At 58.2% G+C, this 12,560-nt stretch carries 10 protein-coding genes; all 10 read right to left on the bottom strand.

Translation table 11 applies throughout. From position 1 onward, the window contains the following. Positions 1-167 precede the first annotated feature (167 nt). The 10 genes from ACOYXE_RS01900 to gyrA all read right to left on the bottom strand — a co-directional run bounded on the left by ACOYXE_RS01900 (position 168) and on the right by gyrA (position 12,412). Positions 168-407, bottom strand: coding sequence for a lipopolysaccharide assembly protein LapA domain-containing protein (locus ACOYXE_RS01900; protein ID WP_160058953.1), 240 nt, complete (start codon positions 405-407; stop codon positions 168-170). 27 nt (positions 408-434) lie between these two features. Further along, positions 435-731, bottom strand: coding sequence for an integration host factor subunit beta (gene ihfB, locus ACOYXE_RS01895; RefSeq protein ID WP_003189779.1), 297 nt, complete (start codon positions 729-731; stop codon positions 435-437). A 152-nt stretch (positions 732-883) separates the two neighbouring features. Beyond that, on the bottom strand, positions 884-1,162 hold the full coding sequence (locus tag ACOYXE_RS01890) for a hypothetical protein (protein ID WP_160058954.1): 279 nt from the start codon (positions 1,160-1,162) through the stop codon (positions 884-886). Between the two features lie 214 nt (positions 1,163-1,376). After that, on the bottom strand, positions 1,377-3,059 hold the full coding sequence (gene rpsA / locus ACOYXE_RS01885) for a 30S ribosomal protein S1 (RefSeq protein WP_007908431.1): 1,683 nt from the start codon (positions 3,057-3,059) through the stop codon (positions 1,377-1,379). Positions 3,060-3,178: 119 nt separating this feature from the next. Beyond that, positions 3,179-3,868: a (d)CMP kinase gene (cmk, locus tag ACOYXE_RS01880; protein WP_250606030.1), complete on the bottom strand. Its 690-nt coding sequence runs from the start codon at positions 3,866-3,868 to the stop codon at positions 3,179-3,181. After that, on the bottom strand, positions 3,865-6,072 hold the full coding sequence (locus tag ACOYXE_RS01875; RefSeq protein WP_460929769.1) for a bifunctional prephenate dehydrogenase/3-phosphoshikimate 1-carboxyvinyltransferase: 2,208 nt from the start codon (positions 6,070-6,072) through the stop codon (positions 3,865-3,867). The genes cmk and ACOYXE_RS01875 overlap by 4 nt, the downstream gene beginning before the upstream one ends. 28 nt (positions 6,073-6,100) lie before the next feature. Then, a complete protein-coding gene (gene hisC, locus ACOYXE_RS01870) occupies positions 6,101-7,213 on the bottom strand; it encodes a histidinol-phosphate transaminase (protein ID WP_401047956.1) in 1,113 nt (370 codons plus the stop codon). Between the two features lie 13 nt (positions 7,214-7,226). Further along, positions 7,227-8,321 (bottom strand): prephenate dehydratase, encoded by a 1,095-nt coding sequence (gene pheA, locus ACOYXE_RS01865; RefSeq protein ID WP_007908404.1) that lies wholly within the window; start codon positions 8,319-8,321, stop codon positions 7,227-7,229. After that, positions 8,321-9,406, bottom strand: coding sequence for a 3-phosphoserine/phosphohydroxythreonine transaminase (gene serC / locus ACOYXE_RS01860; protein ID WP_150729921.1), 1,086 nt, complete (start codon positions 9,404-9,406; stop codon positions 8,321-8,323). The genes pheA and serC overlap by 1 nt, the downstream gene beginning before the upstream one ends. 231 nt (positions 9,407-9,637) lie before the next feature. Then, a complete protein-coding gene (gene gyrA, locus ACOYXE_RS01855) occupies positions 9,638-12,412 on the bottom strand; it encodes a DNA gyrase subunit A (protein WP_034155294.1) in 2,775 nt (924 codons plus the stop codon). Positions 12,413-12,560 lie beyond the last annotated feature (148 nt).

Below are 12,560 nucleotides of genomic sequence, written 5' to 3'. Positions count from 1 at the left end.
ATGAATGCAGAAGCCACTCGCAGTTGGCATCCGTCAGAGTCAGTCTGAATTGACATGCAATAAGGCACGATCAAACAAGGGACGCATTTTACAGCTTAATGATGGTTTTACTAATGGATAAAGACAGGCAGAGGCGCAATTTCGACAGACGCCCTGCCCCTGCTGCTTCAGACCAGTCGCTTGCGAGCGGCTCTGGACGAGCGTCCCAGGAACCAGCCCAACACTGGACCAATTAACATGCCAATGAGCAACGCCAATACAACGACCAGCGAAACCGGCAACTGCGGCCCAGACAAACCTAAAAACAATAACGACACCGATTGCTGGTTCTCTAGCACAAACGCCAGAATCGCCAACACCAGTAGAAAAATAAATACACCAAGAAATATGCGTTTAAGGTTACGCATGAGTAACCCCTTGAGAAATAGCAGCTGTCAAACCCCTTCCTCCTCTTCCTCATTCACCCGATCACGCAGCTCTTTGCCCGGCTTGAAATGCGGAACGAATTTACCGTCAAGACTGACGGATTGACCGGTCTTCGGGTTACGACCAACGCGCGGCGCGCGGTAATGCAGGGAGAAGCTGCCAAACCCACGGATCTCAATGCGATCACCGGTGGCAAGGCATTGGGACATTTGCTCAAGCATGGTCTTGATGGCCAGCTCCACATCCTTGGATGAGAGCAGCCCTTGATGGGTGACAATTCGTTCGATCAACTCCGACTTCGTCATATTTTTCCCTTCTTTTTCAAGCAGCTAGATCAGCGCTTGAAAGGTTTTAGCACGCCCGGAAGATTTTGAACAGCCCAGGGATTGACATATCTTCCGCCGCATCGAAACGCCCATTTTCAGGGCATAAAACCAACAGACAGATCATCGCGTGCTCAACGACATATCACCAACATGGTTCGCGTCACATAGCCTGCCGGGTTGAAGCCAAAAGGAAACTCATCTTCATCCTTGGCATCATCTGATCGCGTGATCACTTTGTACCCTGCCCCCTTGCACTCTTTAGCTGCGCGCTTTTGACACTTCTCCCAACCAGAGCCCAACCCAGAGCAGTCGACCTCTATACCACTGACGCCGCGCACGGCATGAGTCTTGGCACTGGTGGTACAACCCGCCAAAAGCAATACAGCGATGAGGACAATAAACTTGTTCATCCACTTCCTTATGCCAGGCAGCTGCCCGACGACTACACGCTTAAGACCAAGCTTAGTCGTGAATAGGCGATTGATCCGATTAAAGAAACAGACCACCCCGGAAATGGTTTGGTTTCACGCAGCAACCGATTCACAGAAGCGAACCCGCATTTCTATAAATCACAGGCACAAAAAAGGGCGACCGAAGTCGCCCTTTTTAATGATCAAGCAGAACTTAGTTCTGTTTGGCCATTGCCTGGCGCAGCAGTGCCGCCATGGTGGTGTCGCCAGCAGGAGCTTCTTCAGCCTTCAGGCTTTGGATAGCTTCTTTCTCTTCAGCATCGTCTTTCGACTTGATGGAGAGCTGGATTACGCGGCTCTTGCGATCAACGCTGATGATCTTGGCTTCTACTTCCTGGCCTTCTTTCAGAACGTTGCGCGCGTCTTCAACGCGGTCACGGCTGATTTCGGAGGCTTTCAAAGTCGCTTCGATATCGTCGGCCAGAACGATGATGGCGCCTTTGGCGTCAACTTCTTTCACAGTACCTTTAACGATTGCGCCCTTGTCGTTCTCTTGAACGTACTCGGAGAACGGATCGCTTTCCAGTTGCTTGATACCCAGGGAGATACGCTCACGCTCTGGGTCAACCGACAGGATAACGGTGTCCAGCTCGTCGCCCTTCTTGAAACGACGTACGGCTTCTTCGCCCACTTCGTTCCAGGAGATGTCGGACAGGTGAACCAGACCGTCGATGCCGCCGTCCAGACCAATGAAGATACCGAAATCGGTGATCGACTTGATGGTGCCGGAGATTTTATCGCCCTTGTTGAACTGGCCAGAGAAATCTTCCCATGGGTTAGATTTGCACTGTTTGATGCCCAGGGAGATACGACGACGCTCTTCGTCGATGTCCAGAACCATAACTTCCACTTCGTCGCCGACTTGTACGACTTTCGAAGGGTGGATGTTCTTGTTGGTCCAGTCCATTTCCGAAACGTGTACCAGACCTTCAACGCCTTCTTCCAGCTCAGCGAAGCAGCCGTAGTCGGTCAGGTTGGTTACACGAGCGGTAACGCGAGTGCTTTCTGGGTAACGAGCTTTGATAGCAACCCATGGATCTTCGCCCAGTTGCTTCAGGCCCAGGGAAACACGGTTGCGTTCGCGATCGTATTTCAGAACCTTAACGTCGATTTCGTCACCAACGTTGACGATCTCGGAAGGATGCTTGATGCGCTTCCAAGCCATGTCGGTGATGTGCAGCAGGCCGTCCACGCCACCCAGATCGACGAATGCGCCGTAATCGGTGAGGTTTTTGACGATACCTTTGACTTGCTGGCCTTCCTGCAGGGATTCCAGCAGAGCTTCACGCTCGGCGGAGTTCTCGGCTTCCAGGACGCTGCGACGGGAAACGACAACGTTGTTGCGCTTCTGGTCCAGCTTGATGACCTTGAATTCCAGCTCTTTGCCTTCCAGGTGCGTGGTGTCGCGCACTGGACGGACGTCAACCAGGGAACCTGGCAGGAACGCACGGATGCCGTTAACGTCGACAGTGAAGCCGCCTTTAACCTTACCGTTGATAACGCCCTTGACCACTTCCTCAGCTGCGAAGGCTGCTTCCAGAACGATCCAGCACTCAGCGCGCTTGGCTTTTTCACGGGACAGCTTGGTTTCACCGAAGCCGTCTTCAACCGAATCCAGAGCAACGTGAACTTCGTCACCGACATTGATAGTCAGATCGCCAGCGTCGTTGTAGAACTGCTCAAGCGGGATGAGTGCTTCAGACTTCAGGCCAGCGTGAACGGTTACCCAGCGAGCTTGGTAATCGATATCAACGATAACACCGGTGATGATGGAGCCTGCCTGAAGGTTCAGGGTTTTTAGGCTTTCTTCAAAGAGTTCCGCAAAGCTTTCGCTCATTTTAATTCCTGTAAATGAGGGCGAAGGATACGCCCATCTCCACACCCCAGACGGTGTGGGTTAGTTTCATATAGAAGAAGCGTCGCAGGACTATGACTGGTCCCCTGCGGCCTTCTTGGTCACCCGGCGATATCGCGAATGGCGATCTCGCTCATGATGCGTTCAAGCACCTGATCGATGGACAACTCCGTGGAATCCAGTTGTATGGCGTCAGCCGCCGGCTTAAGCGGGGCTACCGCTCGCTGGGTATCACGCTCGTCGCGTGCACGGATCTCATCTAGCAGACTCGACAGACTAACACCCTCGACTTTGCCCTTCAACTGCAAATATCGACGGCGCGCTCTCTCCTCGGCACTGGCGGTCAGGAAAATTTTCAGCGGTGCATCAGGAAAAACCACCGTACCCATGTCGCGACCGTCGGCAACCAGGCCCGGCGCTTCCTGAAAAGCGCGCTGGCGCTGCAGCAGCGCCTCGCGTACGGCCGGCAGTGCGGCCACTTGCGAAGCGCCGGAACCGACGCTTTCAGTGCGGATGACGTCGCTGACTTCGTCGCCTTCCAGAATGATCCGCTGCAACTGACCGTCGGTCGCCGCAATGAATTGCACATCCAGATGAGCGGCGAGTTTTTTCAGCAGCTCTTCATTGGTCAGGTCGACACCATGATTGCGCGCCGCAAACGCCAGCAGACGATAAAGCGCACCGGAGTCCAGCAGATTCCAGCCCAGACGCTTGGCCAGAATCCCGGCTACGGTGCCTTTGCCCGAGCCGCTTGGCCCATCAATGGTGATGACCGGTGCAATGTTTTTCACGACTGAGCCTCTTGTGCCACACGAATACCGACCTGCCCGCACAGTGCGAGGAAGTTGGGGAACGACGTCGCGACGTTGGCGCAATCATGGATGCGGATCGGTGCAGTAGCGCGCAGCGACGCCACACTGAATGCCATCGCGATACGGTGATCGCCATGACCATGCACTTCGCCGCCGCCAATCTGGCCGCCGTCGATGATGATGCCGTCCGGGGTCGGCTGGCATTTGACGCCCAGCGCCAATAAACCGTCTGCCATGACCTGAATGCGATCCGATTCCTTGACCCGCAGCTCTTCGGCGCCAGTCAGCACGGTGCGCCCTTCGGCACAGGCAGCGGCGACGAACAGCACCGGGAATTCGTCGATTGCCAACGGGACCAGCTCTTCCGGAATCTCGATACCTTTGAGTTTAGCTGCCCGCACGCGCAGATCAGCCACAGGCTCGCCGCCGACTTCACGCTGATTTTCCAGAGTGATGTCTGCGCCCATCAGGCGCAGGATGTCGATCACGCCAGTGCGGGTCGGGTTGATGCCGACGTGCTCAAGCACCAGCTCGGAACCTTCAGCGATCGAGGCAGCTACAAGGAAGAACGCCGACGACGAGATGTCACCCGGGACTTCGATGTGAGTGGCAGTCAGTTTGCCGCCGGATTCAACCGAAGCCGTAGCGCCGTCAACGCTCACCGGGTAGCCGAAGCCGCGCAGCATGCGCTCGGTGTGATCGCGAGTCGGGGCCGGCTCGGTCACAGTGGTCTTGCCTTCAGCGTACAGACCGGCGAGCAGCAGGCAGGATTTCACCTGAGCACTGGCCATTGGCATGGTGTAGGTCAGGCCTTTGAGTTTGTGCCCGCCACGAATGGTCATCGGTGGACGACCTTCAGCAGCGGTTTCAATCACGGCGCCCATTTCACGCAGTGGATTGGCCACGCGATTCATCGGACGCTTGGACAGCGAGGCATCGCCGGTCAAAGTGCTGTCGAAGTTCTGCGCAGCCAACAGGCCGGACAGCAGACGCATCGAGGTACCGGAGTTACCCAGATAGATCGGGCCCGGCGCCGGTTTCAGACCGTGCAGGCCGACACCGTGAATGGTTACGCGGCCGTGGTGCGGCCCTTCGATGACGACGCCCATGTCGCGGAACGCTTGCAAGGTCGCCAGAGCGTCTTCGCCCTCAAGGAAGCCTTCGACTTCGGTGACGCCTTCGGCCAGCGAACCGAGCATGATCGAACGGTGGGAAATGGATTTGTCGCCTGGTACGCGAATCCGACCGGACAGGCGGCCACCAGGTTGAGCCAGGAAGATCAGATTGTTGGAATTCATAGCGTCCACATAGGCCCTGCGGGCCAGGATTTTACTGAAATGCTCGCGGGCAACCCGGGCGCGCGTAAAGACGCCCAACAATTGGTGCCCATCCCCTGCATCGACCGCGTCGCGCAAGGCGTCGAGGTCGCTGCGAAATGTATCGAGTGTGCGCAGAACAGCCTCGCGGTTAGCGAGGAAGATGTCGTGCCACATCACCGGGTCGCTTCCGGCGATTCTTGTGAAATCGCGGAAACCGCCCGCAGCGTAACGGAAGATCTCAAGATTTTCATTGCGCTTGGCCAACGAATCAACCAGGCCGAAGGCCAGCAAATGCGGCAAATGGCTGGTCGCAGCCAGCACTTCATCGTGTCGCTCGACCTGCATGTGCTCGACGTCGGCACCCAATTCGCGCCACAGACGATCAACCACCGCCAACGCAGCCGGATCGGTTTGCTCAAGTGGCGTGAGGATAACCTTGTGGCGACGGAACAGTTCGGCATTGGAGGCTTCCACCCCACTCTGTTCGGAACCGGCAATCGGATGACCCGGCACGAAACGCGGCGGCATCGCGCCAAACGCTTCGGTGGCTGCGCGCACCACATTGCCTTTGGCGCTGCCGACATCAGTCAGAATCGCCTGCCCCAGATCCATGCCCGCCAACCGTGCGAGCACTTTTTCCATGGCCAGGATCGGCACCGCCAGTTGAATCACGTCAGAGCCCTGGCATGCAGCCGCCAAGTCATCTTCACAACGATCGACCACACCCAACTCGACCGCGAGCTTGCGCGATTGCGGATCGAGATCGACCCCGACCACTTCGCGGCAGATGCCGCTTTCACGCAAGCCTTTGGCAAACGAACCACCGATCAACCCCAGACCGACCACCACAAGGCGCCCGATCATAGGTGCAGCAGATTGCAGTGCAGTGACATCACCCACGAGCCAGAACCTTGCGCAGCGCTTCGAGGAAGCGGCTGTTTTCCGCCGGCAGACCGATGGTCACCCGCAGGTGGTTCGGCATGCCGTAGTTAGCCACCGGACGCACAATCACGCCTTCGCGCAGCAAGCCCTGGAAAATCGGGGCCGCGACCTGAGCGAGATCGACGCAGATAAAGTTGCCTTTGGATTCGATCCAGCTCAGGCCCAACTCACGGAAACCGGCCTGCAACTGCTGCATGCCCGCTTCATTGAGTTGGCGGCTTTGCGCCAGATACTCCTCGTCTTTCAACGCTGCGCAGGCTGCCGCCAGGGCGAGGCTGTTGACGTTGAATGGCTGGCGAACACGGTTCAGTACATCAGCCACAACCGGGGTCGACAGACCGTAGCCAACACGCAATGCCGCCAGACCATAGGCCTTGGAGAACGTGCGCGATACCAGCAGATTCGGGTAAGCGGCAAGGAAATCCAGACCGTCCGGCAGATCGCTGCCTTCGGCGTATTCGATGTAAGCCTCGTCCAGCACTACCAGAACGTGCTCCGGAACATCCTGAAGGAATTCGTCCAGCGCTTCAGCGCCGAACCAGGTGCCGGTCGGGTTGTTCGGGTTGGCGATGAATACCACGCGGGTGTTGGCATCGATGGCCGCGAGCATCGCCGGCAGGTCATGCCCCCAATCCTTCGCCGGGACCACTTTGGCCTGGGCGCCGACCGCTTGAGTGGCGATCGGATACACCGCGAACGCGTGCTCACTGAACACCGCATTCAGGCCCGGCGCCAGATAGGCACGCGCGACCAACTCAAGAATGTCGTTGGAGCCGTTGCCCAAGGTAACCTGGTTCAGTTCGACACGGCATTGCTCGGCCAGCAGCGATTTCAATGCGAAACCGTTGCCGTCCGGATAACGAGTCAGCTCGGCCAGCTCTTCGCGGATCGCCGCCAAGGCTTTCGGGCTGGCACCCAACGGGTTTTCGTTGCTCGCCAGCTTGACGATTTTTGCCGGATCCAGATCCAGCTCGCGCGCCAGTTCGTCCACAGGCTTGCCCGGAACGTACGGCGAAAGTTGTTGCACGCCCGGCTGTGCCAGAGCGAGGAAGTTGCCACTCATTTGCTACCACCCCTTAGAGAACTGCTTTCGGGTAGGAACCCAGCACTTTGAGTGCTACTGCTTCCTGACTGATCTTTTCCAGCACACCCTTGATCAACGGATCACGGTGGTGGCCGACGAAGTCGATGAAGAACACGTAGGTCCATTTGCCGCTGCGCGAAGGACGCGTTTCGATACGGGTCAGGTCGATCCCGTTGTCGTGGAACGGCACCAGCAGCTCGTGGAGCGCGCCGGGCTTGTTGCTCATCGACACGATGATCGAAGTCTTGTCGTCGCCGGTCGGCGGCACTTCCTGGTTACCGATCATCAGGAAGCGCGTCGAGTTGTCGGGACGGTCTTCGATCTTCTCGGCCAGACGGGTCAGGCCATACAGCCCTGCGGCCATATCGCCGGCAATCGCCGCCGAGTTCCATTCGCCTTTGACCCGCTTGGCCGCTTCGGCGTTGCTGGAAACCGCCACGCGCTCGACATTCGGGTAATGCGCGTCCAGCCACTTGCGGCACTGAGCCAGCGACTGTGCGTGGGAATAGATGCGGCTGATGCTGTCGGTCTTGGTATTTTCACCGACCAACAAGTGATGGTGAATACGCAGCTCGACTTCGCCACAGATGACCATGTCGTGTTCGAGGAAGCTGTCCAGCGTGTGGTTGACCGCGCCCTCGGTGGAGTTTTCCACCGGCACCACGCCAAAATTCACCGCACCGGCCGCCACTTCACGGAACACTTCGTCGATCGCCGCCATTGGCTTGCTGATCACCGCGTGGCCGAAGTGCTTCATGGCCGCCGCTTGAGTGAAGGTGCCTTCAGGGCCGAGGTAAGCCACTTTCAGCGGCTGCTCCAGCGCCAGGCACGACGACATGATTTCGCGGAACAAACGCGCCATCTCTTCGTTGCCCAGCGGCCCCTGATTGCGCTCCATCACGCGTTTGAGCACCTGAGCTTCGCGCTCAGGACGATAGAACACCGGCACTTCGCCTTCGGCCAGCGAGGCCATCTTTACTCGCGCGACTTCCTGGGCGCAACGCGCACGCTCACTGATCAGCTCCATGACTTTAGTGTCCAGAGCGTCAATGCGAACGCGCAGTGCCTTGAGTTCTTGCTCGGACATCAGCCGTGTTCCTTCTCGAATTCAGCCATGTACGCCACCAGCGCGTTAACCGCAGTGATGTCGACGGCGTTATAGATGGAGGCGCGCATACCGCCCACGGAGCGGTGGCCCTTCAGATTGAGCAGGCCGCGCTCTTCGGCACCGACGAGGAACGGCTTGTCCAGACGATCGTCAGCCAGACGGAACGGCACGTTCATCCACGAGCGGTCCGACTTGTTGATCGGGTTGCTGTAGAGGCCGCTGGCGTCGATGAAGTCGTACAGCGTGCGCTGCTTGACGTCATTCAGCTTGGCGATCGCTTCAACGCCGCCCTGCTCTTTCAGCCACTGGAACACCAGGCCGGACAGGTACCAGGCCAGGGTCGGCGGGGTGTTGTACATCGAGCCGTTATCCGCTGCGACTTTGTAGTCGAGCATGGTCGGGCACAGCGCGCGCGCCTTGCCGAGCAGGTCTTCGCGGATGATGTTGACGACGATGCCGCTCGGGCCGATGTTTTTCTGTGCGCCGGCGTAGATCATGCCGAAACGCGAGATGTCGACTGGACGCGAGAGGATGTCCGAAGACATGTCGGCCACCAGCGGCACGTCACCGACTTCCGGGATCCACTGGAATTCCAGACCGCCGATGGTTTCGTTCGGCGCGTAGTGAACGTAAGCGGCGTCTTTCGACAGGTTCCACTCGTTCTGGCCCGGGATGGCGAAATAGTCGTAAGGCTTGGCGGTAGCGGCAACATTGACGTGACCGTAGCGCGAGGCTTCTTCGATGGCTTTCTGCGACCAGATACCGGTGTCGATATAGTCGGCCGAGCCGTTTTCCGGCAGCAGGTTCAGTGGGATCTGCGCAAATTGCTGGCTGGCGCCACCTTGCAGAAACAGCACTTTGTAGTTCGACGGGATATTCAGCAGGTCACGCAGATCCTGCTCGGCCTGGGTGGCGATGGACACGAACTCATCGCTGCGATGGCTCATTTCCATGACCGACAGACCCTTGCCGTGCCAATCAAGGAGTTCACCCTGGGCACGTTGCAGGACAGCTTCAGGAAGCGCCGCAGGACCGGCGCAGAAGTTATAGGCTCGCTTGCTCACATCCAATCTCGCTCTGATTTGGTGGTATCACGCAATAAATCACACTACCGATCAACACGGCCCTGTGGGAGCGAGCCTGCTCGCGAATGCATCACCGCGGTGCGTCAGAGGTACCGCAGCGCCTGCATTCGCGAGCAGGCTCGCTCCCACAGGGGATATCCATGATGTCGAAATTTCATACCGGACAAATAACAAGGGGGCGAATTCTCATCCGCCCCCTCGTTTGCCCGCTTATTCTTGCGGTTCTTCGTCTGCTGCGGCGTCGAGTTGCTGGTCTTCACCGGCATCGTCGTTTACGACAGTACCTTCGAATTCCTCGCCCTCTTCCCCTTCAAGCTCTTCACCTTCAACTTCCGAAGGCTCCTGAACCCGCTCCAGCCCGACCAGGGTTTCATCCTTGGCCAGCTTGATCAGCGTCACACCTTGAGTGTTACGACCCAGGCTCGACACTTCGTCGACACGGGTACGCACCAGAGTGCCCTGATCGGAGATCAGCATGATCTCTTCACCGTCCTGCACCTGAACTGCGCCGACCAGACGGCCGTTACGCTCGTTGCTGACCATGGCAATAACGCCCTGACCGCCACGCTTGTATTCAGGGAACTCGGTGATCGCCGTGCGCTTGCCGTAGCCGCGCTCGGAGGCGGTGAGGATTTCGCTGCCTTCTTCCGGAATCAGCATGGAGATCAGCTTCTGCCCTTCCGGCAGACGCATACCACGCACACCGCGGGCGGTACGGCCCATGGCGCGAACTTCGGATTCCTTGAAGCGCGTCACTTTGCCGCCGTCGGAGAACAGCATGATTTCCTGCTCGCCATCGGTGATGGCAGCGGAGATCAGGATGTCACCTTCGTCCAGCTCCAGTGCGATCAGACCAACGCTGCGCTGACGACTGAAGGCCACCAGCGGAGTCTTCTTCACGGTACCGTTGGCGGTCGACATGAAGATGAACGGGGCTTTCTTGCGGTCAGCAGCCTTGATGCGAGCACGACGCTCTTCATCAGTCTCGTTGCTGTTTTCGATCTCTTCTACATCAGCCTCGGCGCCTTCGGCTTCTTCTTCATCAGCCTGACGCTTCATGGCTTCGAGATCGACCGGCAGCATGGTGGTGATGTACTCGCCTTCGCTCAATGGCAGAAGGTTGACCAGCGGACGACCACGGGCGGCGCGGGACGCTTCCGGAATCTCGTAGGTCTTGAGCCAGTACACCTTGCCCTTGCTGGAGAACAGCAGCAGCGTGGTGTGGCTGTTGGCAACCAGCAGGTGAGCGATGTAGTCCTCATCCTTGACGCCGGTCGCCGACTTGCCTTTACCGCCACGACGCTGAGCCTGGTACGCAGCCAATGGCTGGGTCTTGGCGTAGCCACCGTGGGAGATGGTCACAACACGCTCTTCTTCCGGGATCATGTCGCCCAGGGTCAGGTCGAGACGGGCATCGAGAATCTCGGTGCGGCGCACGTCGCCGTATTCGGCACGAATAACTTCCAGCTCTTCGCGGATCACTTCCATCAGGCGCACAGCGCTGTTGAGGATGCGGATCAGCTCGCCGATCTGGTTGAGGATCTCTTGATACTCGGCCAGCAGTTTTTCGTGCTCCAGACCGGTCAGACGGTGCAGACGCAGTTCCAGAATGGCTTGCGCCTGTTCTGGCGACAGGAAGTATTTGCCTTCACGCAGACCGTATTGCGGGTCGAGGTTTTCCGGACGGCACGAGTCGGCACCGGCACGTTCAACCATCGCCACCACCGCCGAGGATTCCCACGGCGTGCTGATCAGCGCTTCTTTAGCTTCCGACGGGGTCGGCGACGCTTTGATCAGGGCGATAACCGGGTCAATGTTCGACAGGGCAACGGCCTGACCTTCGAGGATGTGACCACGCTCGCGCGCTTTGCGCAGTTCGAACACGGTACGGCGGGTAACCACTTCGCGACGGTGACGGACGAAGGCTTCCAGCAGATCCTTGAGGTTCAGGATGCGTGGGCGGCCGTCGATCAGCGCAACGATGTTGATGCCGAATACCGATTGCAGCTGGGTCTGCGCGTAGAGGTTGTTGAGGATCACCTCAGGCACTTCGCCGCGACGCAGTTCGATCACGACGCGCATACCGTCCTTGTCGGACTCGTCGCGCAGTTCGGTGATGCCTTCGAGCTTCTTCTCTTTGACCAGCTCGGCGATCTTCTCGATCAGACGCGCCTTGTTCAACTGGTAAGGGAGTTCGGTGATGACGATCTGCTGACGGCCACCGACCTTGTCGATGTCTTCAATGATCGAGCGGGCGCGCATGTAAATGCGCCCGCGACCGGTGCGGTAGGCTTCGATGATGCCGGCGCGACCGTTGATGATCGCCGCGGTCGGGAAGTCCGGACCCGGGATGTACTGCATCAGTTCATCGACGGTCAGCTCAGGGTTGTCGATGAGCGCCAGGCAACCGTCGATGACTTCACCGAGGTTGTGCGGCGGAATGTTGGTCGCCATGCCCACGGCGATACCGCTGGAGCCGTTGACCAGCAGGTTGGGGATACGGGTCGGCATGACCGCCGGGATCATTTCGGTGCCGTCGTAGTTCGGCACCCAGTCCACGGTTTCTTTGTGCAGGTCGGCCAGCAGCTCGTGCGCCAGCTTGGTCATGCGTACTTCGGTGTATCGCATGGCCGCAGCGTTGTCGCCGTCGACCGAACCGAAGTTGCCCTGACCGTCTACCAGCAGGTAGCGCAGGGAGAAAGGCTGAGCCATACGAACGATGGTGTCGTACACGGCAGTGTCACCGTGCGGGTGATACTTACCGATCACGTCGCCGACAACACGGGCAGATTTCTTGTACGGCTTGTTGAAGTCGTTGCCCAGCTCGCTCATCGCGAACAGTACGCGACGGTGCACGGGCTTGAGGCCATCGCGCGCATCCGGCAGTGCACGGCCGACGATCACGCTCATCGCGTAGTCGAGGTAGGACTGTTTCAGCTCGTCTTCGATATTGACCGGGAGGATTTCTTTGGCCAGTTCGCCCATGAGAAGCCTGATTCCTTTTTCTGGTGAAACTTCGTCATATCCATGTGGGAGCAACGAAGCTCGTCGGGGCAGGCCGAGTGCCATGCGCCGACTTACGACAAATCAACAATCTGAAGAGTGGATTTGCGCAGTAAAGACAGCTCCGTGG

The organism is Pseudomonas sp. MC6 (assembly GCF_054790575.1).
This window is presented reverse-complemented; position numbering and strand designations above follow the sequence as displayed.

What these genes read in the sequence shown, in the direction of transcription:
- ACOYXE_RS01875 (WP_460929769.1), bottom strand. Translation starts at nt 6,072, where the DNA reads ATGATCGGGCGCCTTGTGGTGGTCGGTCTGGGGTTGATCGGTGGTTCG.
- ACOYXE_RS01890 (WP_160058954.1), bottom strand. Translation starts at nt 1,162, where the DNA reads ATGAACAAGTTTATTGTCCTCATCGCTGTATTGCTTTTGGCGGGTTGT.
- ACOYXE_RS01900 (WP_160058953.1), bottom strand. Translation starts at nt 407, where the DNA reads ATGCGTAACCTTAAACGCATATTTCTTGGTGTATTTATTTTTCTACTG.
- rpsA (WP_007908431.1), bottom strand. Translation starts at nt 3,059, where the DNA reads ATGAGCGAAAGCTTTGCGGAACTCTTTGAAGAAAGCCTAAAAACCCTG.
- pheA (WP_007908404.1), bottom strand. Translation starts at nt 8,321, where the DNA reads ATGTCCGAGCAAGAACTCAAGGCACTGCGCGTTCGCATTGACGCTCTG.
- gyrA (WP_034155294.1), bottom strand. Translation starts at nt 12,412, where the DNA reads ATGGGCGAACTGGCCAAAGAAATCCTCCCGGTCAATATCGAAGACGAG.
- ihfB (WP_003189779.1), bottom strand. Translation starts at nt 731, where the DNA reads ATGACGAAGTCGGAGTTGATCGAACGAATTGTCACCCATCAAGGGCTG.
- hisC (WP_401047956.1), bottom strand. Translation starts at nt 7,213, where the DNA reads ATGAGTGGCAACTTCCTCGCTCTGGCACAGCCGGGCGTGCAACAACTT.